General features: G+C 65.8%; 31 protein-coding genes and 1 pseudogene. 19 read left to right on the forward strand and 13 right to left on the reverse strand.

The window, feature by feature from the left end; translation table 11 throughout:
• Positions 1–5: 5 nt before the first annotated feature.
• Both FJ959_RS15485 and FJ959_RS15490 read right to left on the reverse strand, forming a co-directional pair.
• Positions 6–1,013, reverse strand: coding sequence for an aldo/keto reductase (locus tag FJ959_RS15485; RefSeq protein ID WP_140568013.1), 1,008 nt, complete (start codon positions 1,011–1,013; stop codon positions 6–8).
• A 144-nt stretch (positions 1,014–1,157) separates the two neighbouring features.
• Positions 1,158–1,448 (reverse strand): hypothetical protein, encoded by a 291-nt coding sequence (locus FJ959_RS15490; RefSeq protein ID WP_224519116.1) that lies wholly within the window; start codon positions 1,446–1,448, stop codon positions 1,158–1,160.
• 257 nt (positions 1,449–1,705) lie between these two features.
• Here FJ959_RS15490 and FJ959_RS15495 point away from each other — a divergent pair, with 257 nt between their 5' ends.
• Both FJ959_RS15495 and FJ959_RS15500 read left to right on the forward strand, forming a co-directional pair.
• Entirely contained in the window at positions 1,706–1,951 is a 246-nt protein-coding gene (locus FJ959_RS15495; protein WP_140499998.1) for a hypothetical protein, read from the forward strand.
• Positions 1,952–2,233: 282 nt separating this feature from the next.
• Positions 2,234–3,298 carry a PAS domain S-box protein gene (locus FJ959_RS15500; protein ID WP_140630699.1) on the forward strand — a complete coding sequence of 355 codons (1,065 nt, stop codon included), beginning with the start codon at positions 2,234–2,236 and terminating at the stop codon, positions 3,296–3,298.
• Positions 3,299–3,356: 58 nt separating this feature from the next.
• Here FJ959_RS15500 and FJ959_RS15505 read toward each other — a convergent pair whose 3' ends face one another.
• Together FJ959_RS15505 and FJ959_RS15510 are read right to left on the reverse strand one after the other, a co-directional pair.
• Positions 3,357–3,563, reverse strand: coding sequence for a hypothetical protein (locus FJ959_RS15505; RefSeq protein WP_140515979.1), 207 nt, complete (start codon positions 3,561–3,563; stop codon positions 3,357–3,359).
• 108 nt (positions 3,564–3,671) lie between these two features.
• Positions 3,672–3,962: a hypothetical protein gene (locus tag FJ959_RS15510; RefSeq protein ID WP_140515977.1), complete on the reverse strand. Its 291-nt coding sequence runs from the start codon at positions 3,960–3,962 to the stop codon at positions 3,672–3,674.
• Positions 3,963–4,189: 227 nt separating this feature from the next.
• On the opposite strand from FJ959_RS15510, the gene FJ959_RS31795 reads away from it, so the two are divergent.
• Positions 4,190–4,342, forward strand: coding sequence for a hypothetical protein (locus tag FJ959_RS31795; RefSeq protein ID WP_181171916.1), 153 nt, complete (start codon positions 4,190–4,192; stop codon positions 4,340–4,342).
• A gap of 27 nt (positions 4,343–4,369) precedes the next feature.
• Here FJ959_RS31795 and FJ959_RS15515 read toward each other — a convergent pair whose 3' ends face one another.
• Positions 4,370–4,684, reverse strand: coding sequence for a plasmid stabilization protein (locus FJ959_RS15515; protein ID WP_140515975.1), 315 nt, complete (start codon positions 4,682–4,684; stop codon positions 4,370–4,372).
• A gap of 154 nt (positions 4,685–4,838) precedes the next feature.
• Positions 4,839–5,771: an alpha/beta hydrolase gene (locus FJ959_RS15520; protein ID WP_140630701.1), complete on the reverse strand. Its 933-nt coding sequence runs from the start codon at positions 5,769–5,771 to the stop codon at positions 4,839–4,841.
• 193 nt (positions 5,772–5,964) lie between these two features.
• Here FJ959_RS15520 and FJ959_RS15525 point away from each other — a divergent pair, with 193 nt between their 5' ends.
• Together FJ959_RS15525 and FJ959_RS15530 are read left to right on the forward strand one after the other, a co-directional pair.
• The gene (locus FJ959_RS15525) at positions 5,965–6,942 is read left to right on the forward strand and encodes an SDR family oxidoreductase (RefSeq protein WP_140499988.1); all 978 of its coding nucleotides are present in this window, start codon (positions 5,965–5,967) and stop codon (positions 6,940–6,942) included.
• Positions 6,943–7,017: 75 nt separating this feature from the next.
• Positions 7,018–7,314, forward strand: a complete 297-nt coding sequence (locus FJ959_RS15530) for a hypothetical protein (protein ID WP_140499986.1) — start codon at positions 7,018–7,020, stop codon at positions 7,312–7,314.
• A gap of 60 nt (positions 7,315–7,374) precedes the next feature.
• Here the strand turns inward: FJ959_RS15530 and FJ959_RS15535 are convergent, their stop codons facing one another.
• From FJ959_RS15535 to FJ959_RS15545, 3 genes are all read right to left on the reverse strand, one after another.
• The gene (locus FJ959_RS15535) at positions 7,375–7,626 is read right to left on the reverse strand and encodes a DUF982 domain-containing protein (RefSeq protein WP_140499984.1); all 252 of its coding nucleotides are present in this window, start codon (positions 7,624–7,626) and stop codon (positions 7,375–7,377) included.
• Between the two features lie 87 nt (positions 7,627–7,713).
• Complete coding sequence (locus tag FJ959_RS15540) at positions 7,714–8,157, reverse strand: GFA family protein (RefSeq protein WP_140582355.1); 444 nt, start codon at positions 8,155–8,157, stop codon at positions 7,714–7,716.
• A gap of 81 nt (positions 8,158–8,238) precedes the next feature.
• Positions 8,239–8,418: a DUF3606 domain-containing protein gene (locus FJ959_RS15545; RefSeq protein WP_140630704.1), complete on the reverse strand. Its 180-nt coding sequence runs from the start codon at positions 8,416–8,418 to the stop codon at positions 8,239–8,241.
• A gap of 395 nt (positions 8,419–8,813) precedes the next feature.
• Here FJ959_RS15545 and FJ959_RS15550 point away from each other — a divergent pair, with 395 nt between their 5' ends.
• Positions 8,814–9,242: a DoxX family protein gene (locus FJ959_RS15550; RefSeq protein WP_140499981.1), complete on the forward strand. Its 429-nt coding sequence runs from the start codon at positions 8,814–8,816 to the stop codon at positions 9,240–9,242.
• Here FJ959_RS15550 and FJ959_RS15555 read toward each other — a convergent pair whose 3' ends face one another.
• Positions 9,243–9,548: a hypothetical protein gene (locus tag FJ959_RS15555; RefSeq protein WP_140499979.1), complete on the reverse strand. Its 306-nt coding sequence runs from the start codon at positions 9,546–9,548 to the stop codon at positions 9,243–9,245.
• 252 nt (positions 9,549–9,800) lie between these two features.
• On the opposite strand from FJ959_RS15555, the gene FJ959_RS15560 reads away from it, so the two are divergent.
• The 5 genes and pseudogenes from FJ959_RS15560 to FJ959_RS15585 all read left to right on the forward strand — a co-directional run bounded on the left by FJ959_RS15560 (position 9,801) and on the right by FJ959_RS15585 (position 13,639).
• Positions 9,801–10,448: a glutathione S-transferase family protein gene (locus FJ959_RS15560; RefSeq protein WP_140499977.1), complete on the forward strand. Its 648-nt coding sequence runs from the start codon at positions 9,801–9,803 to the stop codon at positions 10,446–10,448.
• 697 nt (positions 10,449–11,145) lie between these two features.
• Complete coding sequence (locus FJ959_RS32310) at positions 11,146–11,532, forward strand: hypothetical protein (RefSeq protein WP_224647124.1); 387 nt, start codon at positions 11,146–11,148, stop codon at positions 11,530–11,532.
• Positions 11,525–11,920, forward strand: coding sequence for a hypothetical protein (locus FJ959_RS15575; RefSeq protein WP_140499976.1), 396 nt, complete (start codon positions 11,525–11,527; stop codon positions 11,918–11,920). The genes FJ959_RS32310 and FJ959_RS15575 overlap by 8 nt, the downstream gene beginning before the upstream one ends.
• Positions 11,877–12,536 (forward strand): annotated as a pseudogene (locus tag FJ959_RS15580) (terminase family protein); the annotation flags it as partial. The gene FJ959_RS15575 and the pseudogene FJ959_RS15580, both read left to right, overlap by 44 nt.
• Before the next feature lie 347 nt (positions 12,537–12,883).
• Positions 12,884–13,639 (forward strand): terminase family protein, encoded by a 756-nt coding sequence (locus FJ959_RS15585; protein WP_140630708.1) that lies wholly within the window; start codon positions 12,884–12,886, stop codon positions 13,637–13,639.
• Positions 13,640–13,743: 104 nt separating this feature from the next.
• On the opposite strand, the gene FJ959_RS15590 is transcribed toward FJ959_RS15585, so the two are convergent.
• The gene (locus FJ959_RS15590) at positions 13,744–14,115 is read right to left on the reverse strand and encodes a nuclear transport factor 2 family protein (protein WP_140521521.1); all 372 of its coding nucleotides are present in this window, start codon (positions 14,113–14,115) and stop codon (positions 13,744–13,746) included.
• Between the two features lie 150 nt (positions 14,116–14,265).
• Here FJ959_RS15590 and FJ959_RS15595 point away from each other — a divergent pair, with 150 nt between their 5' ends.
• A complete protein-coding gene (locus tag FJ959_RS15595; RefSeq protein WP_140521522.1) occupies positions 14,266–14,799 on the forward strand; it encodes a hypothetical protein in 534 nt (177 codons plus the stop codon).
• A gap of 422 nt (positions 14,800–15,221) precedes the next feature.
• On the opposite strand, the gene FJ959_RS15600 is transcribed toward FJ959_RS15595, so the two are convergent.
• Positions 15,222–15,836, reverse strand: coding sequence for a methyltransferase domain-containing protein (locus FJ959_RS15600; protein WP_224519113.1), 615 nt, complete (start codon positions 15,834–15,836; stop codon positions 15,222–15,224).
• Between the two features lie 259 nt (positions 15,837–16,095).
• Here FJ959_RS15600 and FJ959_RS15605 point away from each other — a divergent pair, with 259 nt between their 5' ends.
• Entirely contained in the window at positions 16,096–17,874 is a 1,779-nt protein-coding gene (locus FJ959_RS15605) for a portal protein (RefSeq protein WP_140630711.1), read from the forward strand.
• Positions 17,871–18,194, forward strand: a complete 324-nt coding sequence (locus FJ959_RS15610; protein ID WP_140623028.1) for a hypothetical protein — start codon at positions 17,871–17,873, stop codon at positions 18,192–18,194. Before FJ959_RS15605 ends, FJ959_RS15610 begins: the two co-directional genes overlap by 4 nt.
• 258 nt (positions 18,195–18,452) lie before the next feature.
• Here the strand turns inward: FJ959_RS15610 and FJ959_RS15615 are convergent, their stop codons facing one another.
• Positions 18,453–18,767: a YMGG-like glycine zipper-containing protein gene (locus FJ959_RS15615; RefSeq protein WP_140521524.1), complete on the reverse strand. Its 315-nt coding sequence runs from the start codon at positions 18,765–18,767 to the stop codon at positions 18,453–18,455.
• A gap of 305 nt (positions 18,768–19,072) precedes the next feature.
• On the opposite strand from FJ959_RS15615, the gene FJ959_RS15620 reads away from it, so the two are divergent.
• From FJ959_RS15620 to FJ959_RS15640, 5 genes are all read left to right on the forward strand, one after another.
• A complete protein-coding gene (locus tag FJ959_RS15620; protein ID WP_140623030.1) occupies positions 19,073–19,984 on the forward strand; it encodes a hypothetical protein in 912 nt (303 codons plus the stop codon).
• 45 nt (positions 19,985–20,029) lie between these two features.
• The gene (locus tag FJ959_RS15625) at positions 20,030–21,019 is read left to right on the forward strand and encodes a Coat protein (protein ID WP_140630714.1); all 990 of its coding nucleotides are present in this window, start codon (positions 20,030–20,032) and stop codon (positions 21,017–21,019) included.
• Positions 21,020–21,196: 177 nt separating this feature from the next.
• Complete coding sequence (locus tag FJ959_RS15630) at positions 21,197–21,808, forward strand: hypothetical protein (RefSeq protein ID WP_140561078.1); 612 nt, start codon at positions 21,197–21,199, stop codon at positions 21,806–21,808.
• Complete coding sequence (locus FJ959_RS15635) at positions 21,808–24,264, forward strand: hypothetical protein (RefSeq protein WP_140623032.1); 2,457 nt, start codon at positions 21,808–21,810, stop codon at positions 24,262–24,264. The genes FJ959_RS15630 and FJ959_RS15635 overlap by 1 nt, the downstream gene beginning before the upstream one ends.
• A gap of 291 nt (positions 24,265–24,555) precedes the next feature.
• Positions 24,556–25,209, forward strand: coding sequence for a hypothetical protein (locus tag FJ959_RS15640; RefSeq protein ID WP_140623034.1), 654 nt, complete (start codon positions 24,556–24,558; stop codon positions 25,207–25,209).

The raw sequence follows: 25,209 nt of genomic DNA on the forward strand, positions 1-25,209 counted from the left end.
CGAACCTATCGGTCGATCATCACCATGGTGCGGTCGCCGTAGCGCGGGCCGGAGACCTTCCCCGGGGCCAGCGCGTCGTCGAGCGCCGCCATCTCGGCGGCCTCCAGTTTCAGCGACGCCGCGGCGACATTTTCTTCCAGATATTTGGTCCGCTTGGTGCCGGGGATCGGCACGATGTCGACACCGAAGACATTGCCCTTCTCCAGGAGCCAGGCCAGCGCGATCTGCCCTGGCTTGACGCCTTTGGCGGCGGCGATGTCGCGGACCTTCGCGGCGGCCTCGACATTGGCGTCATAGTTCGCACCCTGGTAGCGCGGGTCGCCGCGGCGGTAATCGCCTTCCGGATAGTCCTCGGCGCGCTTGGCGCCGCCGGTCAGGAAGCCGCGGCCGAGCGGTGAGAACGGCACCAGGCCGATGCCGGTTTGCCGCAGCAGGGGAATGATTTCCGGCTCGAGATTGCGCTCCCACAGCGAGTACTCGCTCTGCAGCGCCGAGACCGGAAACACGGCGTGCGCCCGCTGGATGTTCGCGGCTCCCGCCTCCGACAGGCCGAAGAAGCGGACCTTGCCCTGTTTGACCAGTTCGCCGACCGTGCCGGCGACATCCTCGGCCGGCACGGCTGGGTCGACACGGTGCTGGTAGAGAAGGTCGATATGGTCGGTGGCGAGCCGCTTCAACGACCCTTCAACCGCCGCCCTGATGGTTTGCGGCCTGCTGTCGCGTTCGGTGCCGACCTGCCGGCCATTTTCGATGCGAAAGCCGAATTTGGTGGCGATGGTCACCTGGTCGCGCTTGCCCTTCAAGGCGCGGCCGAGCAGCGCCTCATTGGCGTAAGGGCCATACACCTCGGCGGTGTCGAGGAAGGTGCAGCCGAGTTCGATGGCGCGGTGCAGCGTGGCGATGGATTCGGCTTCGTCGGCCGGGCCGTAGGACTGGCTCATGCCCATGCAGCCGAGGCCGATGGCAGAAACCCGCAGCCCCTGGCTGCCGAGCTTGCGTGTGTCGAGCGTCATGGCGTGTTCTCCGGAGGGGAATTCAACACCATATAGCGCGCGCGCTCAATTTCCACAGGTAGGCCGCGTCCAGCGGGCTCGCCCGGCCACCGGAGCCCTGATGCAGGTCGCCCGAAATGACTTAGCGCGTCGCCTCAAATCTGTTCAGACGAGGCGCTTCAGGGCAGGGGCCGGTCCGCCGGGGCGGCCGTTGACATGAGCGTCCGGCAAGCGGTCGATCATGGTCAGGCCCTCGAATTCGATGGCGGCGCCAAGCAGTTGGGCGGCCGCCAGGACCAGGTGCTCGACGTCCTCGAGAGCAACGTTTTCGTCGAGGTTCCTGAGCCTGATCCGTTCGGCCACCGCGGTGATGTTGACGATGCCGTACGTCCTGAAAGCCGTGGTGACCGCGGATTGAACGTCATCGCGCAACCGCGTCGAGTAGTCATACCGCATCGAAACCTCCTGGACTGGTTTTGCCTTTGTAGCATGCGCCTCGCATCGGCGTCTGGCAAGCGAAAATATGAAAATAGTCGATATATATCAGTTAGTTAGCATGGTTACGCAAAGGCGCACCCGACGCTTTATAGTCATCATGAGCAGGATGGGGAGGTCGCGTATTTGCCGACCTTGACGTGTTAGGATTGCTATCCTAATTATTAGTGGAATGAGACAGATACTCATTCGCGTATTGGGTTTTGCGAGGAAGTGCCGTGACTGAACTGGAACGTCCTGAACGCTTGCAGGTCATGCTGACCGCCGATGAACTGGCGGCATTGGAGAACTGGCGCTTCGACAAGCGCATGCCGAGCCGCTCGGCCGCGGTCAGGGAGCTCTTGCGGCGTGGCCTCGCCTCGGACGGATTCCTGGCGGCGGAGCAGGGCGTCAAGTCCCAGGACTTCGGACTGCTGTCCACCCCGGGCGGCAACGGCAATGTGGGCGACGGCCATTCTGACTGAGGCGCGGTGACATTCAGGTCATGCCGGCCCGCAAGGACGGGTTCCGCGCTTCCGGTGCCCATCGACTTGAATGTCCGCTCTGTCCTGGTGCTCGAAAACCATTTTGTATGGTCGCTGGCGTCTCCGATGCCGGCCGCCCTGATCTGCGGAACGACCTTCCCCTCGATCACTCCAGCCGGCGAGGCGATTTCGATGAAGTTGAAGCAGCAGGCCGCTTCAAGGTGATTGCCTTGTCCGGCGCACGCGTTATCTAGTGGCTATAGGCTGACACCTGGCGGGGCAATGGCTGACATAGCAAGCGGTGAAAAACAGGACGCAACGGCCGATGCGCAGCTGGCGGCGATCGTCGATTCCTCCTTCGACGCCATCATCAGCAAGGACCTGAACAGCATCATCAAAAGCTGGAACCAGGCGGCCGAACGCATGTTCGGCTACAGCGCGGAGGAAGCGTTGGGGCAGTCGATCCTGATGCTCATCCCCGACCACCTCAAGAACGAGGAAACCGAGATCATCGCCAAGGTCCGCCGCGGCGAACGCCTCGCGAGCTACGAGACGACGCGAAAGCGCAAGGACGGCACCTTCATTGCCGTTTCGCTGACGGTGTCGCCGATCAGGAACGTCAGCGGCGAGATCGTCGGCGCCTCGAAGATCGCCCGCGACATCAGCGCCAGCAGGGAGAACGAGCGCCGGATCAAGATGCTGATGCGCGAGGTCAACCATCGCGTCAAGAACCAGTTTGCGGTGATCCTGTCGATGGTCAGGGAAACCAGCAAGCGCTCGCAGGACCCGCGCGAGTTCGAGGAGATGATCCGCGCCCGCATCATGGCGCTGTCACGCTCGCACGATCTGCTGGTCACCTCGAACTGGGCGGGAGCCAGCCTGTTCGACCTGGTCCAGGAACATCTCAAACCGTTCGGCCGCGAGGAGCAGATACTGCTTTCGGGACCGCTGCTGACCTTGCAGTCGAATGCGGTGCAGAATCTCGGCATGGCTTTCCACGAGCTTGGCACCAATTCGTCCAAGTACGGAGCGCTCGCCAGCGATTCCGGCCGGGTCGAGGTGACCTGGAGCATGAGCGACGACGCTCTGGCCGAACGCGAATTCCAACTTGTCTGGGAGGAGCGGTCGCCCCCCTATAGCGGCGGCGACGAGCGCGACGACACCACGCGCAAGGGGTTCGGCACCGTTGTCCTGCAAAGGGTGGCGCCGCAGTCGCTCGGCGGGTCCGCCGTGATCGAGCGCTCGCCCGGCTATTTCAGATGGACGCTGAACGCGCCGCTGGCGTCGATCATTGTGCCGCAGCACCCTATGGAAGACGCCGGCCAGACGATCGGCTTAGGCATCTGAAAGCTGCCGCTGCCGATCCGCCGTGGCCAAGGCGCGCCGCATTTGCGGATTCAGGCGACTACAGGATGTTGCCCGTCACCTCGACGATGATCGCAGCCCCTTCGAGCGAGCCGTCGGGCACATGCACGACACGCGAAACGCGCAGGTCCTGCGCGTTTCCGTCGACGGACAGCGAAACGCTCTCGCCGATCCGGGGCACGGCCTGGAACACGGCCTCGATGGATTGAGGTCGGTTGTCGATGGATACGCGGCAGTTGACGGTCATGGGCATCTCCTGTGGCGGCCACCCCACCGTCAACGCCGGCCCCTCGGAATGGTTTCAGGCAGGGATGCGGCAATCCCCGAACGTCGATGCCGGCGCCTGGCCGACCGGTCAATTCGGGAAATTGTTGACCGGCTCCTCGCAGCGGTAGACCGGACAGTGCCCGTCGCGGGCCGGGATATAGGCCGACATCGGCACTTCGGGCCAATCGCATTCATTGCCGAACTGCCTGACATAGCGGTCATAGGTGTTGGGGCCGGTGGTCAGCACGACGGCGCGGTGGCTCTGGATCACGGCGCGGATCTGCGCGCAGCTCATGGCGCGGCTGTCGGGCCGGGCTTCGGCCAGGCCAGTGGCGGCAAGCATGGCGGCCACGGTCGGCAACAGGATTCGAACGGACATGGCGGTCTCTCCAAGGCATGATCCGCAACGCCGGGCGATCAAGCTTGGTTGCGGCATGCCGGGGAGATTCGCACTTTGTCTGGCGGTTGCGCAACAGCCGGCGTCTTCTCTTGCGAGGGACGGCGCTGGCGCGCAACCAAATCGCGCCTCGCGCATTGCTGGGCATGCTCGGCAGGAAGCCTTACCAAACCCCGCGATGGCCGCCCGGGAACAGGGATCGCGAGGCCATGTGCTGTTCGTTCTGCGGCGGCCGCGACCACGGCTACGAGGACTGTCCGCAAAGGCCGCCGTCCGACAATCCGGCCGAGCCCAACTTCGATGATCCGCCGGGCGACGATCTGATCAAGAGCAGCCCGGGCGAGGGCAGGCAAGGTGCATAGGAACTTCGTGACCCGGTCGCCCGCGCATCAATGGGCGTGCGCTTCGTTGCGCTTGCGGGTCGCGGCTGCCTTCCTGGCCGATGCCGACCGGCTGGCGGCCGAACGCGAGGCGGAAGCCTTGCCGCCCTTTTCGCCGCCCTTATGCGCGGCGGGATGGCCGGTGTGCTTGCCGCGGCCGGAGCCGCCCTCCTTCTTGCCGCCGCCATCATCCTTGTTGACGGTGGCCCAGGCGCGGCGCTCGGCTTCCTTCTCGGACACGCCGCGATGCTCGTAGCCCTCGGCGATGTGGTCTGCCTTGCGCTCCTGCTTGTCGGTGTATTTGGATTTTTCTCCGCGTGGCATGGTTCTGCTCCCGGGTTCATTCGATGCCCCTGCAACTGCGCAGCCAAGGATGTGGTTCCAATTCCCTTGGTCGCGGCCGGCTGGGAAGGTTCCCGCTGAACCGCTCCAGACGTTTCGACGCGATTCCCCAGGGAAAGTGGTACGTGGGAAACCGCTAGGCACTTTTCCTGACATTGCCCTCTCGGGCGGTGGTTTCGGGGCCGGCGAAGAAAGCGCTCAATTCGGCGGCCGTTTGCGCGGGTGCTTCTTCGGGAAAGAAATGCCCGCCCTGGACCGCATGGCCGCGCAGATCGCCGACCCAGCCGCGCCACAAGGCCAGTGGTCCGCCTTCGCCGGCATACCATTCAGCGAGCGCGCCTTGCCCGCTCCACAGCGCCAGCACCGCGCAGGCTATGCGCCGGCCGGCGGCGCGATCGGCATGGTCGTGCTCGCGGTCGAGCCTCGCGGCCGCCCGGTACTCCTCGCAGATCGCATGGGCATGGGCGGGATCGCGCAGGGCCTCGACATAGGCCTGGCGCACGCCGGCGGAAAATGTCTCTGGCGACGAGCCCCAGCCGCCCAGGGCGTCATCGACGATCGCGTCGGCCGCGCCCGCCAGGAGCTTTTCCGGCAATGGCTCGGGTTGGGCCAGCAACGACCACGGCCAATAGCCGAGCGCCAGCCTGGCGTCGGCCCGGTCCCAGGCGTCGGCGGTGGGCACGATGTCGAGCACGGCAAGCCTTTCGACGCGGTCGGGATGGTCGAGCGCGAGGCGGTAGGCGACACGTCCGCCGCGATCATGGCCGGCGACCATGAAGCTGGAAAAGCCGAGCTCGGCCATCAGCGCCACCATGTCGCGGGCCATGGCGCGCTTGGCGTAAGGGGCGTGATCGGCGCTCGACGCCGGGCATGAGCTGGCGCCATAGCCGCGCAGGTCGGCGCATATGACGGTGAACCGGTCCGCCAGGCGTGGCGCCACGTCGCGCCACATCAGATGCGTCTGCGGAAAGCCGTGCAGCAGAAGGACGGCGGGCCCGTCGCCGGCGCGCCGGGCGAAGATGCGGGCATCCCCGCAGTCGACCTTGAGGGTCTGAAAACCTTCGAACATGATTGCCTCCGGCAGGCGAAACGGCGGCAGGATGCGAGGGTTGCAATGCGTGCCTGCGAAAGCCGCCAACTTTTTCCGCCGACATGCGTTGTCCCTGCGAGCAGAGCGTTTGGACCGAAGACATCGCGAACAGTTCCGCGCGTTGCGCGAGGAGGTTCGGGATGTCTTCGGTCCACACACAGAGGAGATGACCATGCCGACCAGCACCCAGAGCGACAGTTCGAAAGCAACCAGCAAGCAGCGCAGCATCCAGCGCAAGGTCGACGCCAAGGACCGCGCCAAGGCCAAGCCCAAGGGCGACGGCGCCATGCAGGCCGGCGCGCGAAAATATCCCGCGCCGCCTTTTCCCGCCCAGCATCATCCCAAACCCGGCGAGGAATGGGCCATCGAGCCGGCGCCGCTCTATGACGCGCCGTTCTGGCGCGGTTCGGGAAAGCTGGAAGGCAAGGCGGCGTTGATCACCGGCGGCGATTCCGGGATCGGCCGTGCGGTGGCCGTGCTGTTCGCGCGCGAGGGTGCCGATATCGCCATCGTCTATCTCAGCGAGGACCGTGACGCGGAGGCGACCAAGCAAGCGGTCGAAGCGGAGGGCCGCCGCTGCCTCGCCTTGCGCGGCGATGTCGGCAATCGCGCCTTCTGCGCCAAGGCCGTGGCAAGGGTCGTCAAGGAACTGGGGCGGCTCGACGTGCTGGTCAACAATGCCGCCTTCCAGATCCATTCCACCGATTTCGCCGACCTGACCGAGGAGCATTTCGACACCACGCTGAAGACCAACCTCTACGGCTACTTCCATATGGCGCAGGAGGCGGTGGCGCATATGAAGCCGGGTTCGGCCATCATCAACACCGGTTCGGTCACCGGCATCGAGGGATCGAAGGACCTGGTCGACTACTCCATGACCAAGGGCGGCATCCATGCCTTCACCCGGGCGCTGTCGGGCAACCTCGTCGGCAAGGGCATCCGCGTCAACGCGGTGGCGCCGGGACCGGTGTGGACGCCGCTCAATCCGTCGGAGAAGGAGGCGCAGGACGTGTCGCAGTTCGGCGCCAAGACGCCGATGAAGCGGCCCGCCCAGCCGGAGGAAATCGCGCCCGCCTATGTGTTCCTGGCCTCGCCGCAATGCTCCAGCTACATCACCGGCGAAATCCTGCCGATCGTCGGCGGTTATTGAGGCAAGCCTATCGAAGGCACGCCATCGACTATTGGGCGGCCGGTGAGGGCGGCCCAACCCGGAAAGGAGGCCGAGATGAGACTTCTCGCCATCATGTCCGTCAGCCTGATGCTCGCCGCGCCCGCCGCGGCGCTGGCACAGGCCGAGCAGCAGAACCCCGACAAGCAGGCGCCCAGCGAAAAATGCCGGGCCAAGCCCGACGGCAACCAGCAGCCGACCGACAACACGCTGACCGAGACGCTGAACGATTGCGGCGGCGTGCTGAAGCCGCCGCCGACAGGCGACCAGGGCATGGCCGCGCCGGCGCCCAACGAAGGCAAGACGCCGGTGATCAAACCGGGTGAAGTGCCGCCGCAGCCGCCGAAACAGTAGCCGGCGGCTTGCCGCGATGCAGCTATCGGGTTCCGAACCGCCCCTTGAGGCGGCAGGCTTTCAGGATTTGCCGTTGCCGGGCAGAAATTCCGCCTCGCGCCCGGCATCGATCATGGCCCGCATCGCCTTCTCGGCCGGGGTCCAGCCATCGAGGGCATCGCGGCAGCTGCGCCATGCGGCGCGGTAGCGCCGGCCGTGCTTGCCGGGCCAGTCGCGCAGGCATTCCAGGCCTTCCCAGGCGCTGCGCACCACGCGCTCGCGGGCCGGTCCGACCTTCAGCCTGACCGGACGGGGAAAGAACTTGTCGTTCACGGCGATCTCCATTGAAACTGAGGCGCCCGATAACGCCGGCCGCCGTTCCGGGGTTCCGTCGCAGCCGCTAAACTTTTCGACTAATTTTCAGCCGCCGGGAGCTGCGTCCGACAGCGGCCTCGGCGGCGGCGGGCCGGGAGCCTGCGCGGCGGGCCGGTCGTGTTCGAACTGCCGCGTATCGGGCAAGGCATGCAGCCAGGATTCGCGCCGGCCGATCCACAATTCGTACTCCGGCATGAGATCGGTCGGCGCCACGTCCAGGCTGCCGATCATCACCTCGGCTTCGTCGTCGCTGAGCGAGGCGACACGGCTGCCGCAGGTCGGGCAGAAGCCGCGGCCGGCATAGGTGCCGAGAATGCCCGATGTCTCGAACGCTTGGCGCGGCCAGATGGCGAAGGCGGCAAAGGCGGAGCCGCTGGTCTTGCGGCAATCCTTGCAATGGCAGAGACCCACCCGCAGGGGCGGACCGCTGACGGTGAACTGCACGCCGCCGCAAAGGCAACTGCCGGTTCTGCGCGCGGTGTCGGGCATGGCCGTGGCCTCCAACCATTCGGTGCCGCAATGCGCCCGGGTCCTGCCCCGGGCAACGCTTCCAAAGCCGGTCGCGCCGAGCTATCCGCGCGCGGCCATGTGGTTGTCGACCTTCTTCCTCGAGGGCCCGTAGCGCTTGATGATGGTCTGGGCCTCGCTCTGCGGGATGCCGTATTTGCGGGCGAAAGCGGCAACCTCATAGGTTTCCTCGCTCGAAACCAGCTTGCGATCCTGCTTGATCTTCGATTTGTCGTCCGCCATGCCGAGCCTCACTTTCCACCCCCGGCGCGCCGCCGTCGCGGCGCGACCCTGCGGTCATACATAACAGCATTTGACGCCGCTGGTTCCATAGCGGCTTTTGCAGGCTTTGGCGAACACCGACCGGAATATCGGCTCCGCCGCCTCAGGCCGGCTCCAGGCGCATGGCGGCGAGATACATCAGGGACGATGCGGCCCCCTCTATCCAGGAGCCGGCAAACCGGAATCCGGTTTTGCGACAGCGGGCCCGATCGAGCGGCGCCGATCGCGACATCCGGAAAAAACTTCGGCAGACATGTCGGATGCGCGGCGCGTGGCGCGTCCTAGGAGCAATTCCAGGAAAGTTCGGTTTCCATCCGGAATTGGGTAAGACAAGCAAACGAAACGGGAGAACAACCATGCCGTCGCCAACCGTCCAATCGCCGTGGCAGACCGCCGCCTTGCTCATCGCCCGCCTGATCTTCGCGGCCGTCTTCCTGATGGCGGTGACGTTCAAGTTCATGGGCATGGGCGCCACCGCCGGCTATATCGCCGCCGCCGGCTTTCCGTTTCCGCTGTTCCTGGCCTGGTGCGCGGCGATACTGGAGGTGCTGCTGGTGATCGCTTTCCTCACCGGCGCCTTCTTCACGCCGGCCGCGCTGGTCGCGGCGGTCTACGTGCTGTTCCTCGGCTTCGCCTTCCACGGACCGAGCCACTGGGCCGGCAACCAGGCGGAATTCGGCTTCTTCGTCGACCATTTTTCCTTCCTGGCCGGGCTGCTGTTCGCCGCCGTGCACGGGCCGGGCCGCGTGCTTTCGTTCAATCCGGGATGGCCGGGCAGGGCGTAGCTACATCTGGTCGTTGTAGGGTTCCTTCATCTGGCCGACCATGCGCGCCAGTTTCGAAAAGGACGGCATGTCAGCTTCGGGCTGGCACTGGTTGGCGAGCTCCAGCAGCCGGATCGGGAAATTGACGGCGTCGCGGCTCGACGCCGACATGCCCTCGGACCGCTCCTCGCTGGTTTCGCCGGCTTCGGCCTTGCGCAGGGCGATGTCGATCTCCTCTGATGTCAGCACGCCCTTCCTGACCAGGACGTGGTTGATCGATGCGACGGCCATCAGCAGGCCCTCGAGTTGCAGGTTGGCGACGTTCATGGCGGTTGCTCCCATCGGTGAGGCGCGTCACGCTGAACAGGGCCCGTGCGACGCACTTGCAGGTATCGGCCTACGCATGTCGCCCAAAACCGAGGTCACTTTGAGGCGGCGTGCATAGGCGTTCAGAACGCGCGGACATCCATTCGCGATCCGCGCCCGGCAAGGAAAATAGTTCAAGACCGATGTCGGGCTGCCGCGCAGGCTTGTTCGTCATCGCCAGGAAGCCCGGAAACAGGCAAGGAAGCGGATGCAATGACAATCACCATTACGGCATTCAAACGGTCGCCCGACGGCGGCAAGGGACTGGCGCGCGACACGCGCGTTCGCTGGGCGCTCGAGGAAGTGGGCCAGCCCTATGAGGTTCGTCTTGTTTCCCATGCCGAGATGAAGGCGCCCGACCATCTGGCCATTCAGCCCTTCGGCCAGATCCCCACCTACGAGGACGGTTCGCTCTGCCTGTTCGAGACCGGCTCGATCGTCTTCCACCTTGCCGAGCGGTATCCGGGGCTGCTGCCGGAGGATCGCGATGCCCGCGCCCGCGCCATCACCTGGATGTTTGCCGCGCTCAACACCGTCGAGCTGCCGATCCTCGAACTGACGACGGCAAAAATATTCGAGGCCGACAAGCCCTGGAGCGAGGAGCGCCTGCCATTGGTGAAGGACCGCGTTCGCGCCCGGCTGGACAGGCTCTCGGCCCATCTGGGCGGCGCCGACTGGCTCGACGGCGCGTTCAGCGCGGGCGATCTGTTGATGGTATCTGTGCTGCTGCGGCTCAGAATGTCGGGCATTCTGGACGAATATCAAAACCTGGCTGCCTATGTGGCCCGCGGCGAAGCCCGGCCCGCCTATGGCAGGGCGTTCGCCGCGCAATTCGCGGTCAATGCTCCAGCACCCAACTGACAAAGCGGATAGGCCGGGGGAGGATCACGCTGGGACGGGCAAGATAGGATTTTTTTTCTTAAAGACTGTTGACGGGGTGAAGGCAACTATGCTATGTTTTTATCTATGGTGCTGAGTTGCGCCGATGACCCGCCCCCGAGGCGGGTTTTTGATTCTGGCGCGCCGAAACAAGAGCGCCGGTCGTGCTGGGTATTGGCGCGATATTCGAGCGGATCTTCATTCAACGCGCTTAGCGACCTTCACAGCGAGATTGTGACGAAGCCCCGGTTCATTAGTTGGGCTGATCCTGTTCGCCCATGCCGTGAAGGCGTGCATTCGCTGCGCGGGGATGCCTAAAGCCGATAAGGAATTTTTTCCTAAAACCTGTTGACGGGGTGAAGGCAACTATGCTATGTTTTTATCTATGGTGCTGAGTTGCGCCGATGACCCGCCGCCGAGGCGGGTTTTGTGTTTCTGGTTTTGCTTTCCTCTTCGAACGATGGCGCTCTACGGCGCCCCCCTCTGGCCTGCCGGCCATCTCCCCCACGGGTGGGGAGATCGGCTGTTGTCCCGGCTTTCGCCAATCGCCAACGTTGTAGAAAAAAGCGAGGCGCCGAAGCTGCGATCTTCCCCCTCGTGGGGGAGATGTCCGGCAGGACAGAGGGGGACGCGAAGGAATGCGACGTTTCGAACCTGACGATTATCCGCGAGAAATCCCATGCCACGCTATGCCACCATCATCACCGGGGATGACGGCCTTGAGGTCGTCAGCGCCATTGGCGAATTCGAGGGTGCGGCGCCGCAGACGCGGCTCGGCCGGATCGAGCAGGTCGCAATCGGCGTGCTGATCGGCATGGTTCGAGACGCGGCCGGCGGCTTCGCTTTCCCGCAGCCAGCGATTCATAGCGGCGCCGTCGGCCTCGTGATGGCGGGCCTGAAGGGCCTGCCGGGCGCCGCAAAGCTTGCCGGGCGGCCGAAGGGCGGCACGAATGCCAGGAAGAAATCCGCCCGCTCGAAGAAGAAGCGGGTCCGGTCGGTCAAGTCCGCGCCGTCGAAGGCCAAGGCCCGCGCCGGCGACGCCGAGACGGTGACGGGCCATGGCTGACGAAACCGCCGCAGTGCCGGCGCGCGGCAAGGGGCGCAAGCCGGCCGCCAGCCGGAGCGCAAGCCCGGAAACCGCGCCGGAGACCCGCCGCAAACGCCCGAAGAAAACGCTGGGCGACGACTTTCTCGCCGCCGTGCGCGCCGATTTCCGCGCCCATGGCGCCGGCGTCATCGCCGAAGTGCGGGCCGACAAGCCTGACCAGTATCTGAAGATCGTGCTTTCGGTGCTGCCCAAGGATTTCGATGTCGCCGTCAACCATCTGGATGCCCTGAGCGATGAAGAGATCCGCAGCCGCATCCGCGCGCTCGAAGCCGCGGTCAAACCGTTCCTCGAAGACATCGCCGGTGGCGGCGAGGACGGAATATCTGGCGCTGCTGGCGGAGCTTGACCGCAGGCGCCGTACCAACCAGCTTGCCGCCTACCGGCCCTATGCCAGGCAGGCGGCGTTTCACGCGGCAGGCGCCGCCAACCGCGAGCGGCTGTTCATGGCCGGCAACCAGCTCGGCAAGACCCGCGCCGGCGGCGCCGAATGGGCCATGCACCTGACCGGCCGCTATCCCGCGTGGTGGCAAGGCAAGGTTTTCGATGCGCCCGTGCGGCTGTGGGCCGCCGGCGTGACCGGCGAGGGCACGCGCGACAATCCGCAGCGCGTGCTGGTCGGCCCGCCGCAGCAGCAGGCGCAATGGGGCACCGGCATGATCCCGGCCGATGCCATCGTCGACACCATGATGGGCCGCGGCGCGCCGGGCGCGCTCGACAGCATCGTGGTGCGCCATGGCGGCGGCGGCGACGTGCAGGCCGGCGAGAGCGTGCTGTCGTTCAAGAGTTTCGAGAAGGGCCGCGAGAAATGGCAGGGCGAAACGCTGCACGGCGTCTGGTTCGACGAGGAACCGCCGCTCGACATTTATTCCGAGGGCCTCACCCGCACCAACGCCACCGGCGGCATCACCATCGTCACCTTCACGCCGCTGCTCGGCATGTCCGATGTGGTGCTGCTGTTTTTGTCGGCGGCGAAGGTGGAGGGGATGGGGAAGGGGTGATGGAGAAGAAACTGATTGGGGACGAGCGGCATCGCACTTGGCGCTTGCTCCCCTTCGTCGGCGCTGCCCCTCATCCGGCTGCCGCCACCTTCTCCCCGTAATGACGGGGAGAAGGGAGCTGGCCGCAATCTCGGCGCCGATTTTTGAACGTTCGCGATTGGCGAAACCGTCGACAACAGCACCCCTCTCCCCGTCACTATACGGGGAGAGGATGCCGGCAGGCAGGTGAGGGGCGGCGCGACGTTGGTCCGAAAAACGTAGCCTTCACAAGACGCTACATCGATTATCTCGAAAGTGATTCAGGATCCCCCATGTCCCGTCACGTCACCTTCATGACCATAGACGACGCCGAGCATTATTCGCCCGAGGAGCGCGCGGCGATCGTTGCCGCCTATCCCGCGCATGAGCGCGAGGCTCGCGCCCGGGGCATTCCCGTGCTGGGGTCCGGCCGCATCTTTCCGGTGGCGGAGGAGTTGATTGCCTGCGCGCCGTTCCGGCTGCCGCGCTACTGGCCGCGCATCGGGGCGCTCGATTTCGGCTGGGACCACCCTTCCGCCGCGGTCGAGCTCGCCTGGGATACGGAGGCCGACGTCGTCTATGTCGCCAAGGCCGCGCGCGCCTCGCAGCAGACTCCCGCCATGCAGGCGCTGACCCTGAAGCCTTGGGGCGAATGGCTGCCCTGGGCGTGGCCGCGCGACGGCCGCCGCGAAACGCTGGAAGGGGCGGGCACCGCGCTCGCCAAGCAATATGCCGCGCACGGGCTGAACATGCTGTCGCGCCACGCGCAATTCCCCGACGGTTCGGTCTCGGTCGAGGCCGGGCTGATGGAGATGCTCGACCGCATGCAGTCCGGCCGGTTCAAGGTGTTTTCGACGCTTGTCCCCTGGTTCGAGGAGTTCCGGCTCTATCATCGCAAGGACGGCCAGGTGGTCAAACTTCGCGACGATTTGATGGCGGCGACGCGTTATGGCGTGATGATGCTCAGGGAAGCGGTGGTCGATCCGGCGGAGTTCAGGACTGCGAGACGGGCGAAGGGGCAGAGCGATCCGCTGGGGGCGTTCAGGTGAGGGCGGAGGGCTCTTCGGAGCGTCGCGGCAGCGCAATTCCCGCTGGAGGAAACGGGCGCTCCGGCGCCGGCCCGATAGCCCGCGCTGCGATGTCCCTGCGGGGCCTACTCCACGATTTTCCAATATGAATCCTTGCGGATCACCTTGCCGTCGCGAAACGTGTAGAAGTCGCAACCCCTGACCTCCTTTTTCTCCCCCTCGCGGGTGGTACCTGTGAGGATCCATTTCGAGATGCCGGTATTGGCGGTCGAATCCACAAAATGCTCGGCGTTGCCGTAGTGGACATCGGGCAAGCCTTCAAAGCGTGTCGCCAGTGCTTGCCGTACGTTTTCCTTGCCCTCGAAACGAGAGCCCCAAGGATTGCCTCCCCTCGGCATCTCCAGGATGCAGTCGTCGGAAAAGAACGCCATGATGCGATCGAGATCGTGCGCGTTGAAGGCCTCAGATATCTGCGTCAGCGCCGATCGAATGTCCATTCGCCCGTCTCCCTTCAATTGGATGACCGATGTTTTGCTCCCTCATTCTATGGTCGAAGTAGGTCACCGGAGAGGAGACCGGTCAAGGGCGTGAATTTTTCACGCGGCACTCACACAGATGAACCTTATCCCCCGGGCTCTGGCATCCGCATGACCCTCCGCATCATCCCCGCGACCCTGCGCGATCTCTCCTATATCGCCGCCAATTTGCGGCCCGAGGATCGCGCCGAGATCGATTGCCAGCTCGACTACTGGTCGCCGGCGCTGCTGGCGCTCACCGCGCTGCAAGGGTTTGCCTATGTGGCCGAGCTCGGCGGCAATCCGGAGGTCGGCTTCGGCGCGGCCGAACAGCGGAGCGGGCTTTGGATCGCCTGGAGCTGGGGCACGCGCCGCATGAGGCGCTGCGTGCCCGGGATTACGGAGTTCTTTCACGCGGTGCTCGGTCCGCAAGTTTCCGCCCGCGGTGCCTGGCGGGTCGAGGCGCGGGCGCTGGCCGGCAATGAACTGGCGCTGCGCTGGCTTGCGCGGCTGGGCGCCACGCAACGTTGCCTGCTGCCCGGATATGGCCGGAACGGCGAAGATTTTTTCCTCTACGACTGGACAAGAGAAGGCTGGAACCATGTGTCTGTTTCAAAAACCACCGGAACTGAAGCCGCTGCCGGCAGTGCCGACGGCCGGGGATAAGGACGTGCAGGCGCGCGAAGCAGCACTTCGGGCTGAGCTCGAACAACGCCAGGGCACGGCCAGCACCATAAAGACCGATCTGGCGCCCGGTAGCCTCGCCGGCCAGCGCCGCGTGCTTTTGGGGGTGTAACCATGACCGCGATGAAGCGCAGTTTTCGCCGGCGCGTGCTGGACTGGTGGTATTGGAGACGGCATGCAAGGTTGGTGAAGCGGCGTGGCGGGTGAACGCTGCCAATCTCCCCCCTCGTGGGGGAGATGCCCGGCAGGGCAGAGGGGGGCGTGAAGGAACGCCGACCTCTCAGTTTTCAACCTGCGATGGCTTGAGGGATCGACCATTCAGCTGACAGGTCGGCGGGAGAGCGCCCCCCTCTGGCCTGCCGGCCATCTCCCCCACGAGGGGGGAGATTGGCAGCTTCCACCGCTCATCCCTTCTTCGCGAACGCCCAGACCATCATCGGGTATTCCTCGTCGTTGCTGAGGTCCCGCCACAGGCCGTAGGCGCGGACCGGGCCGCCTATGTGGGCGCGGGCGCAGGCCTTGTTGCCCCAGCCGAACGCCTGGACGTTGTCCTCGGCGAAGCCGCCATCGACCATCAGCTGCTTCAGGCCGGCCGGCGTCCACCTGTTGTAGTCGTGCGGCCTGGCGTGTACGCGAAACAGGAAGGGCGTCGCCACCATCGCCCAGCCGCCCTCGCGGGTCATGGCGTGGATGTTCCGCGCCGCCGCCTGCGGCCGCTGCACATGTTCCAGCACCTGGTCGGCGATGACGATGGAATATTGCTCGTCGGTGCGATCCTTGCAGATGTCGAAATCGGGGAAGTCGACCGAGCGATAGTTGGGGCACATCGCCTTCCAGTAGCGGTTCCAGCCGGGCGAGATCTCGATCACGTCGCGCGATTTGCGGTTGGCGGCCGTCAGGAAAGTGGTGAAGGCTTCGATCTGGCGGATGCGCAGCCAGTTGCGGGAATCATAGCCGATGAGCCGTTTAACGGTACGTTTGCTCTGGTTCTTCAGGGCGGCAAGGCTTGTCGTCGTCACATCGACCTCCTGCAAAACCCCGCCGCGAGACGTTCCTAGACCAAGAACCGCGCAAAAGAATGACATCGTCGGCTGAAGCTGCCGATCTCCCCCCTTGAGGGGGAGATGTCGCCGGAGGCGACAGAGGGGGTCGCCTCGCATGAAGCGCTAACCTCCTTCTGTTGCAGAAGGCCGAACCCGGTCGATCCGACCCCCTCTGGCCGCTTTGCGGCCATCTCCCCCTCAAGGGGGGAGATCCCCCAGTTTTAACGAGGCCCCCATGACCAGCGATTCCCGCGCCCGCGATATTCTTTCCCGCCAGTCCGAACTCGAGAGTGAGCGCGCCGCCTACGAGCCCGTCTGGGAGGCGGTGGCGGAGTTCTGCGATCCCGATGCGCCCGATATCCGCTCCGGGCGCGGTGCCCGCCGCGGCGACAGCCAGGCCGAGCGGCAGGAGCGGCGCGGCGCCCGCGTCTATGCCAACACCATCAACTCGGCCGCCAACCGGCTGGCCGCCGGGCTGGAAAGCCTGATCATCCCGCAGTCGGAGAAATGGCACGGGCTGACCACCGCCGAGATGGACGACGAGGAGACCGACGAGGAAAAGGAATGGGCGGAAAACCTGCGCGACTTCCTGTTTTCGCTGCGCTACTCCGCCAATTCCAATTTCGTGCCGGCGACGCAAGCCTGCCTGCGCAATGTCGTGCGCTACGGTCCGGCCTATCTCTATGCCGAGGAAGGGTTCGGTTCGACGCTGATCCGCTACGCCTCGATCCCGGTGGTGGAAGGCTATCTCTCGCGCAACCGCTGGGGCCAGGTCGACATCTTCCACCGCCGCTACGAACGCACCGCGCGCCAGGCGGCGCAGCTGCTCGGCTATGAAAAACTGCCGGCGCGCATCAGGACGCTGGTCGACGACCCCGCCAAATGCGAGGAGAAGATCGCGCTCATCCAGTGCATCCAGCCGCGTGACGAGCGCCGCATGTACCGATCGGGCGGAAGCTACCGCTATCTCGACGCCGCCTTCGCCTCCTACCATGTCATCGAGGACGAGGAGGAGATCGTGCGCGAGAGCGGTTTTCGCACCTTCCCGGTGTCGGCCTTCAACTGGCGCCGCTACGAGGGCGACGCCTATGGCATCTCGCCGACCATCGAAGCCTTGACGACCGTGCGCGAGGAAAACGCGGTCCGCCGCTCGGGCCTGCGCGCGCTGCAACAGATCACCGATCCGCCGACGGCGTCGAAGGCCAGGCTCGACTATGTGCCGGTGCTCGATCCGGGCGAGAATTATCCTGGCCTCATCGACGACAATGGAAGGCCGCTGATCGCGCCGATCACCACCGGGCAGAACCCGAGCTACGCCTTCGACTATGCGGCGAGCCGGGCGGAGGAGATCCGCGACATGATGTTCGTCAACCTGTTCCAGACCCTGGTGCAGAACCCGCAGATGACCGCCACCGAGGCGCTGATCCGCCAGGAGGAGAAGGGCGCGCTGCTGGGGCCGTCGGGCTCGATCATCCAGGCGGGCTTTGCCACCAATCTCGACCGCGAGCTCGGCATATTGGAGGACAAGGGCCTCTATGACGAGGACAGCCGATTCCTGCCGCCGGCGAGCCTGGCGGGCAAGGCGGTGCGGCCGACCTTCACCGGTCCGCTGGATGTCTTGCGCCGCTCGGCGGAAGCGCGCGACACCATCCAGCTGGTGACCACGGCCATGCAGATGGCGCAGTTCGACCCTGATGTGATGGACAATATCGACAGCGACGAGGCGCTCAAGATCGTGCAGAGCGCCGGCCGCAGCCCGCAGCGCATCTTCCGCCGCAAGGATGAGGTGGCGGGCCTGCGCGACGCGAGGGCCAAGGCCAGCCAGGCGCAGGCCGGCATGGCGGCGATCGCCACCGCCGGCAAGGTGGCCAAGGATGCCGTGCCGGCGGCCGTGCAGGCGCGCGACAGCGGCCTGCTCGAAGGCCTGCAAGGCATGCTGCAGGGCGGCACCGCCGATGGGCCGGCACCTGATGCCGGCGCCCAGGGCGCGATGCCGGCCGGACAGCGCGCATGAGCCGCAAACGCTTCGCCCACGCGTCGCAAAGCGGCGGCCCCGCCAAAGCGCGCGAGGCGCTGGCCAAGGCGTATATGCGCGTGTTTTCCGGCGAGGACGGCGAAATGGTGCTGGCCGATCTCGCGGCGACGGTCGGCTATTTCAGGCGCCCGTCATACGGCGAGTGGATGGCGCGGACCAGAACCCCCAATGGCTTCGAGCTGCACAGCGCGCTCAGCAACGCGCGCGCCGAAGTGGTGCAGCACATTATGGGGTTCCTGACGCTGGACGAGGCGCAGCTCGTGGCGCTGGAAAAGGCGGCACGGGAGGAGGAGAGGTGAGGCGCTGAAGCGCCGATCTCCCCCCTTGCGGGGGGATGCCCGGCAGGGCAGAGGGGGGCGCTGTCCCGCCGGCCTTGCCGTGTTCATCGCACGGCGATCAAATCACGAGCGGTCGCTCAAGCCGGGCCCTAGACGACAAACATATGGCCATGTTCAAAGTTCGGCAGCGACCGAGGTCGGCGCTCTACGGCGCCCCCCTCTGTCCTGCCGGACATCTCCCCCACAAGGGGGGAGATCGGCGGTCTGGCCGCCGGTGATTCAATAATTGCCGTTGTAGTACCGGTCGTCGCAAGGCGCGGTGTAGATGCGGCCGTAGCGGTCCTGGTAGCGGCAGAGCTGGTCGCCGCGGCGCTGCGGGGTGGTGGCCGAGCCGACGACGGCGCCGAGCAAGGCGCCGCTGGCCGCGCCGATGACCGTGCTCTTGGTGTTGCCGCCGATGGCCTGGCCGACGAGGGCGCCGCCGGCGCCGCCGATCAGCGCACCGGTTCCGGCCCGCTGCTGGCCTTCCGTCTGCGCGCAGCCCGCCAGCGCGGCGATCATCAAAACGGCGGCAGTTGTTTTGTGAAGGTTCATGTGACGTCTCCCTTAAAGATTTGAAATCCCTATCGATCGTCCCGTGCGGCCGCATTGCGGCGGAACGGCGGCACAGGCTGTCACGATATAAGACATGGTTTCTCGGGCGTTGATGAACCGGGAGGCGAAACACCTCTTTCGAACAAGGCGCTAGCGCCGATGCCTGTCAAAATGATTCAGCCTGAGCGGTCCCGGCCGTGTCTGGCCGCCCTTCCTGCCGCGTAGACCGCTCCTCACCCTCACACAAGGACGATTGGCGGCGCCACCAAGCTCACTTTCAACCTAACCCTCAAAAGGAACATCACATGACAGATCTGGCAGATGCCGGGTCCGTGGTTGCCTCGTCGCAGCCGGCGGGCAACCCGGAACGGCCACCGGCAGGCGCGGATAACGGGTCCGCCGTGCTTGCCGGCAAAAGTTGGTTTGACGGTCTTTCCGAAGGCAACCGCAAGCTTGCTGAAGCCAAGGGCTGGACCAAGCCTGAAAGCCTCGATCGGGTTTTCACATCCTATGCGGAGCTGGAGCGGCGGCAGGGCGAAAGCCTGCGCGTTCCAGCCAGGGACGCGCCGAAGGAAGACTGGGACAAATTCCATGCCCGGCTGCCCGAGGCGATGCGTCCGCTGACATCGCCCGAAAAGGTCGAATACCGGCGGCCCGACGGCCTGCCGGAAACCTTCGCCTATTCGGACGAACTCGCCCAGGCGTCCAAGGCCTGGGCGGTCGAAGCCGGCGCCACGCCGAAGATCGCCCAGGCCTATCATGACAGGTTCGTCGGCTACATGGCCGAGCAGGCGGCGGCCCAGCAGGCAGCGCTCGCCCGCTCGGTCGAAGCCACCCATGACGACCTCGTCAAGGATTGGGGCCCGGCCGACAGCGATGGCTTTCGCCAGAAGCTGGAGGTGGCCAACCGGGCGATGAAGAAGCTCGGCCTGGTCGATGCCTACAAGCAGAAGGGCATCCTTCTGCCCGACGGCGCCCTGACCGATCCGCAGATCGCCAGGGCCTTCCAGGCGATCGGCGAGGCGATGTTCCGCGAAGACACGATCGACGCCGACGCGGCGCCGCGGGGGCAAAACCCCTTCCGGCGCAACGCCGCCGGCGAGCGCAACGTTTCGGCCATTTCAGCCCTTGTCAAAAGCGACCCTCAACGCGCCCGGCGGCTGGCCAGGGAAGCGGGCGAAAACCCGGATCTCTGGATGCCGAACAACCCGCTCTGATCCCGACGCATCAGCCGCCGATCAATCTCTCAAAGGAAAGACAAAATGGCAGACGCCTATACCCGTATCGCGGACGCGATCGTTCCGTCCGTTTATGCCCAATACGCTTTCGAGGAGCACGTCCAGTCGCTCGAAATCTACCAGGCCGGCATCCTGTTTTCCGATCCGGCCATCTCCTCGAAACTGTCGATGGGCGGCCGTTCCGTCGACATGCCCGGCTGGAAGGACCTCGGCAACGATCCGTCCGAGCCGGTCAATGACGACCCGGCCGATTCCATCGAGATGAAGAAGATCGGCTCGCGCCGCGAGGTCGCCGCCCGCAATGTCCGCGCCCAGGCGTGGGGCGTTCCCGACCTGACCTCCATCCTGGCGGGCGACGATCCGCAGAAGCTGATCGTCAAGCGGCAGACCGAGTACTGGCAGCGCGCCAACAAGCTGACCCTCATCGGCATGCTCAAGGGTGTCGTCGTCGACAATCTGGCCAATGACGGCGGCGACCTGGTGCGCGCCACCGGCGCCTCCATCGTCGACACCGACATCATCGAGGCGGCCTACCTGATGGGCGACCGTGCCGACAAGTTCCGCACCCTCTGGATTCATTCCAAGCAGATGAAAGCGCTGAAGCTCGCCGACCTCATCGACTATGTGCCGTCCTCGCAGCAGGGCGGGCCGCTCATCCCCTATTACATGGGGCTGCGCTGCGTGGTCGACGACGACATCCCGCAGGCGGCGGGCGTCTACACCGCGTTCATGTTCAAGGACAAGGCGATCTTGTGGAACGAGCTGCCCGTCAACACCGAAGGCGGGCCGCTGGAGTTCGACCGCAAGCCCCGCCAGGGCCATGGCGGCGGGGTGACGGAAATGGTCGGCCGCCGGCATTTCGTGCCGCACGTTCCCGGCACCCGCTTCCTCGACGCCTCCACCGCCGGCGAATTCGCCACCGACGCGGAGCTGGCGCTGGCGGCGAACTGGGACCGCACCGCGTCGAGCGTCAAGACCATGACGTTCATCGCTCTGAAGACGACCGAGGCATAGGGTTTCGTCTCCCGGGAGGTGGGCCAGGCCCACCTCCTTCCTGCGAGCGCCGGCGCTTGAACATTGACGCCAACCGTCGATGCCGGCGCTGCCCCTCATTGCCCTGCCGGGCATTTCTCCCCGTGAACGGGGAGAAAGACGCACTTCCCCCAATCACAACCCACGGAGGCCTTACCCATGGCCATAACCCCGACCGACATCGCCAATATGGCGCTGGCCGTCCTTGACGAGGCGCCGATCGACAGCCTTGACGAGGACATCAAGGCCGCGCGCTTGCTCAACATGCATTTCGACCTGACCCGCGAGGCCGAGTTGACGAAATACGCCTGGGTGTTCGCCATCCTTTCGGCATCCCTGGCCGGCAGCGATACCGGTTCCGGCGATTGCACGCTGAACTGGGTCTATGAACTCCCCGTCGATTGCCTTCGCCCGCTGCCGCTGACCCACAATGGCGAGCCGGACGGCATCGCGATCTCGTGGCGGCAGGAGGCGGGGCTGGTCTACAGCGACCGGGCGGGACCGCTCACCATCCGCTATGTCGCGAACCTCACCGACCCCAACGACTGGGACGCGCCGTTCACCGAAGTGCTGGTGGCGGCACTCGCCGTCAAGATCGCGCATCCGCTGACGCACAAGGCCGGCATGATCGACATTGCCCGTTCGGCCTACGACCGCGCGCTGGACGCCGCCTTCACCGCGCAGGCCATCCAGCGCGGCGGACGGCTTTCGACATCGAGTTGGGCGCGGCAGCGCGGCGACAGCCGGTTTTATGCGGGGGCCATGCGCTGATGGCGACGCTCTATCCGGTCCAGGACGTCTTCACCCGTGGCGAGATCTCGCCACGCCTGCATGCGCGCGCCTCGCTTGATCTCTACCGCGCGGCGCTGTCGAAATGCGAAAACTTCGTCACCCTGCCGCATGGCGGCATCCGCAAGCGCGGCGGCACCTGTTTCGTCGGCGAAGTCAAGACGTCCGCCAAGGCGACGCGGGCGATCCCGTTCATCTTCTCGGCCGACCAGGCCTACATGCTGGAGTTCGGCAATCTTTACATCCGCGTCTACGCCTATGGCGCGCGTGTCGGCACGGTCGAGGTGGCCTCGCCCTATCTTGAAGCCGACCTGTTCGATCTCGACTATGTGCAGTCCGCGGACCAGATGTGGATTTCCCACAGGGATTATCCGCTCAAGGTGCTGACGCGCACCGCCCATACGGCATGGGCGCTCGACGACTACGCGATCGACGACGGGCCCTATGACGACATCAACGATACGCCGACCACGCTGACGCCCGCGGACTATGGGGCGCTGACGCCGAAGATGACGTCGAACACCGCGCCTTCCGGCACGGTCTCAGGCATGGGCGGGGCAGGGGACGCCTTCCAGCTTTTCGACAAGGCGACAGAGACGGACAGCGGCATCGCCGGTGCCACCAACGGCTCGGTCACCTACCAGCTTGCCGGTGGCGCGCAGGCCATCGTCGAAAACTACTATCTGACCGCACGCACCGGCGGAACGGTCGACCGCACGCCGACAATCTGGGTGCTTGAAGGATCGAATGACGGCGCGACATGGGTGACGCTCGACAGCCGCACCGGCGAGACCGGCTGGTCGGGCGGCGAAACCCGCTACTATGAATTCCTGAACAAGCTGGCGTTCGAGTATCACCGCTTTACGTGGAAGGCGATCAACGGCGCTTCGGACAGCGCGTTTTCCGAACTGAACCTCAACCGGGCGGCGGCCAGCCAGACCCCGTTCGACCTCACGGCGTCATCGACCGCCGGCATCAATGGCGGCGCCGGCTTCCAGGCTTCTGACGTCGGCCGGGCCATTCGCCTGCTAGCGTCCGATGGCCGCTGGCGCTGGGCCAAGATCACCAGCCGCACCAGCGCCACGGCGGTGAAAGTCCAACTGCATGGATTTGCCCTGCCGGACCTCAGCCCGATATCCCGCTGGCGCCTGGGCACGCTCGTGCCGGGGAAATATGTCGAAAGCGGATCGCTCTACGAGGAGCGCCTGGCCTTCAGCCGCAAGTTTTCGGTCTACGCCTCGGCGACGGGGGATTTCAACAATTTCGCATTGGGCGAGAAGGATGACGACGCGCTGGAATTCCTCCAGGCCGGCGGCGGCCAGGCGAACGACATCACGTGGATCGCGGAATCGGACGGCGCGCTGCTGATCGGGACGCTCGGCGGCATCCGCGCACTCTCCGGCTCCGGCATCGACGAGGCATTGACGCCCTCCTCGTTCAAGAACCGGCGCTCGCGCACGTCGGGCTGTGCCCGCATCCGCCCCGTCGATGCCGGCCAGTCGTTCCTCTATGTCACGCGCTCGCGCCGCTCGATCGCCGAGCTGACGCAGGCTTCGACCGGCCGCTTCACCTCCGACGATATCGGCCAGATCTCCGAACATATCGCCAAGCGTGGCGTGGTCGAGCTGGCGTTCCAGACCGACCCCGACCCGATGCTCTGGTTTCCGCTCGATAATGGCGAGCTCGGCGGCTACACCCACCAGCCCTCGCAGGAGGTGCGCGGCATGCACCGCCACCGCTTCGGCGGTACCGTCGCCGGTTCCGGCTGGGCGGCTGTCGAAAGCGCTGTGGTGACGCCCGGCCAGGATGGCGTCGACGACATCTGGCTGATCGTCAGGCGCACCATCGGCGGCGTGACCAGGCGCTATATCGAGATCATGACGGCGCCGTTCGAATATGGGGCGCTGGAGGACGCCTTCCAGGTCGATTGCGGCCTGACCTATTCGGGCGCCGCCGTCAACACCGTGTCCGGGCTTGCCCATCTCAACGGCGAAAAGGTCGACGTGCTGGCCGGCGGCAAGGTCTATCGCGGGCTGCCGGTCGCCTCCGGCCAGGTGACGCTGCCCGGCGGCGCCGTCGCGGCCAGATGGCAGGCCGGGCTTGCGTTCCAGTCGCAGGCCGACACGCTGGAGCTCGACGGCGCCGGCCGGGACGGCTCGATCCTCGGGCGACGCAAGAAGGTGGCGGGTGTCATCCTGTCCCTGCTCGAGACCGACACGACAGGGCTTCAGGTGCAGTCGCTGATCCGCGGCCGCTGGGAAAGCGTGCGCATGCCCTCCCTCGTCGCGCCCGACGGCAAGGCGAGCCTGTTCACCGGCAATGTCGAGGTGCCCATCGACGACAGCTGGGAAGGGCAGGGCCGGGTGCGGATCCGCCACGTCAACCCGACGCCCTGCACGATACGCGCGTTCACGCCAGTGTTCGACGCCGAGCCTTAGGGCGAGCTGACGTTCCTCGCCCCCGCAAGGCGGGGGAGAGGTGGCCGCGAAGCGGTCGGAGAGGGGGTCTTCGTAAGGCGCAGGCGCTTCTGCCGGAGAGTCCGGCACAGGTCGGCGCCATCCCATCTCCGTCTCGCTTCGCCGAGCCACCTCTCCCCACTTGGTGGGGCGAGGAACCCAGGCTGAATCAACGCCGCGATCCTCCGCGCCTCCCTCTGCCCTGCCAATCTCCCCCACAAGGGGGATTGGCAGTTACGCCCTCCCGCACACCCCACCACAAGGACCCATCCCGTGACCACATCCCCCCATGCCGAACAGCTCGGCAGGGCGCGGACGGCTGCCGAATATGCTGCCGTCATCGCCTTGCTCGATGCCGACCTCAATGATGCGATCGCCCGCCGGCGCGGCTGCGAACAGGCCGAGGACCGCGCCGTTTTCGGCGACGGCGATCTCTCCGCCGCGCGCATCGCGCTGGACGACTGCAACGACGTCGTCGCGCTGTTGGAGAAGATCATCGCGGCAGCGGACAAATGCCGTGCCGCGGCCGCCGCGGCAGAGGCGCGCGCCGCCGTCGAGGCGCTGGGCGGGCAAGCGAAAGCCAAGGCGGAGGTGCTGACCGAGCGCTGGCGCGCCGTGCGCCGCCTGGTCGAGCTGTTGCGCCAGGAACTGTTCGAGGCCGATGCGCTCGCCCGCGCGCTCGCCACCGCCAACGGCCTCTTCGACGCCGCCGGCATGCCCGACCTGAAGGTGAACCTGGCCGTTGCCCGCCGCGCCGCCATGGCCGGGCCGCGCGCGGCGGCGCCGGCGCGCCTCAGCCGCCCGGCAATCCAGGCCGACAGGCTGCTTCTGTCGTTCACCAACCCCGGCGGCGCGCTCGACCCGCGACCGGCGCTCGGTGCGCGCCCGGCCAGGAAAACCCCCATTGCCGCATCCCAGCGAGGCTGA

The sequence above is a fragment of the Mesorhizobium sp. B2-2-4 genome, assembly GCF_006442375.1.
Classification (GTDB): domain Bacteria; phylum Pseudomonadota; class Alphaproteobacteria; order Rhizobiales; family Rhizobiaceae; genus Mesorhizobium.

Bases quoted from the DNA above. Each gene is read 5' to 3' on its own strand.
- FJ959_RS15485 (WP_140568013.1), bottom strand. From the start codon at position 1,013: ATGACGCTCGACACACGCAAGCTCGGCAGCCAGGGGCTGCGGGTTTCT.
- FJ959_RS15490 (WP_224519116.1), bottom strand. From the start codon at position 1,448: ATGCGGTATGACTACTCGACGCGGTTGCGCGATGACGTTCAATCCGCG.
- FJ959_RS15500 (WP_140630699.1), top strand. From the start codon at position 2,234: ATGGCTGACATAGCAAGCGGTGAAAAACAGGACGCAACGGCCGATGCG.
- FJ959_RS15505 (WP_140515979.1), bottom strand. From the start codon at position 3,563: ATGACCGTCAACTGCCGCGTATCCATCGACAACCGACCTCAATCCATC.
- FJ959_RS15510 (WP_140515977.1), bottom strand. From the start codon at position 3,962: ATGTCCGTTCGAATCCTGTTGCCGACCGTGGCCGCCATGCTTGCCGCC.
- FJ959_RS31795 (WP_181171916.1), top strand. From the start codon at position 4,190: ATGTGCTGTTCGTTCTGCGGCGGCCGCGACCACGGCTACGAGGACTGT.
- FJ959_RS15515 (WP_140515975.1), bottom strand. From the start codon at position 4,684: ATGCCACGCGGAGAAAAATCCAAATACACCGACAAGCAGGAGCGCAAG.
- FJ959_RS15520 (WP_140630701.1), bottom strand. From the start codon at position 5,771: ATGTTCGAAGGTTTTCAGACCCTCAAGGTCGACTGCGGGGATGCCCGC.
- FJ959_RS15525 (WP_140499988.1), top strand. From the start codon at position 5,965: ATGCCGACCAGCACCCAGAGCGACAGTTCGAAAGCAACCAGCAAGCAG.
- FJ959_RS15530 (WP_140499986.1), top strand. From the start codon at position 7,018: ATGAGACTTCTCGCCATCATGTCCGTCAGCCTGATGCTCGCCGCGCCC.
- FJ959_RS15540 (WP_140582355.1), bottom strand. From the start codon at position 8,157: ATGCCCGACACCGCGCGCAGAACCGGCAGTTGCCTTTGCGGCGGCGTG.
- FJ959_RS15545 (WP_140630704.1), bottom strand. From the start codon at position 8,418: ATGGCGGACGACAAATCGAAGATCAAGCAGGATCGCAAGCTGGTTTCG.
- FJ959_RS15550 (WP_140499981.1), top strand. From the start codon at position 8,814: ATGCCGTCGCCAACCGTCCAATCGCCGTGGCAGACCGCCGCCTTGCTC.
- FJ959_RS15555 (WP_140499979.1), bottom strand. From the start codon at position 9,548: ATGAACGTCGCCAACCTGCAACTCGAGGGCCTGCTGATGGCCGTCGCA.
- FJ959_RS15560 (WP_140499977.1), top strand. From the start codon at position 9,801: ATGACAATCACCATTACGGCATTCAAACGGTCGCCCGACGGCGGCAAG.
- FJ959_RS32310 (WP_224647124.1), top strand. From the start codon at position 11,146: ATGCCACGCTATGCCACCATCATCACCGGGGATGACGGCCTTGAGGTC.
- FJ959_RS15575 (WP_140499976.1), top strand. From the start codon at position 11,525: ATGGCTGACGAAACCGCCGCAGTGCCGGCGCGCGGCAAGGGGCGCAAG.
- FJ959_RS15585 (WP_140630708.1), top strand. From the start codon at position 12,884: ATGTCCCGTCACGTCACCTTCATGACCATAGACGACGCCGAGCATTAT.
- FJ959_RS15590 (WP_140521521.1), bottom strand. From the start codon at position 14,115: ATGGACATTCGATCGGCGCTGACGCAGATATCTGAGGCCTTCAACGCG.
- FJ959_RS15595 (WP_140521522.1), top strand. From the start codon at position 14,266: ATGACCCTCCGCATCATCCCCGCGACCCTGCGCGATCTCTCCTATATC.
- FJ959_RS15605 (WP_140630711.1), top strand. From the start codon at position 16,096: ATGACCAGCGATTCCCGCGCCCGCGATATTCTTTCCCGCCAGTCCGAA.
- FJ959_RS15610 (WP_140623028.1), top strand. From the start codon at position 17,871: ATGAGCCGCAAACGCTTCGCCCACGCGTCGCAAAGCGGCGGCCCCGCC.
- FJ959_RS15615 (WP_140521524.1), bottom strand. From the start codon at position 18,767: ATGAACCTTCACAAAACAACTGCCGCCGTTTTGATGATCGCCGCGCTG.
- FJ959_RS15620 (WP_140623030.1), top strand. From the start codon at position 19,073: ATGACAGATCTGGCAGATGCCGGGTCCGTGGTTGCCTCGTCGCAGCCG.
- FJ959_RS15625 (WP_140630714.1), top strand. From the start codon at position 20,030: ATGGCAGACGCCTATACCCGTATCGCGGACGCGATCGTTCCGTCCGTT.
- FJ959_RS15630 (WP_140561078.1), top strand. From the start codon at position 21,197: ATGGCCATAACCCCGACCGACATCGCCAATATGGCGCTGGCCGTCCTT.
- FJ959_RS15635 (WP_140623032.1), top strand. From the start codon at position 21,808: ATGGCGACGCTCTATCCGGTCCAGGACGTCTTCACCCGTGGCGAGATC.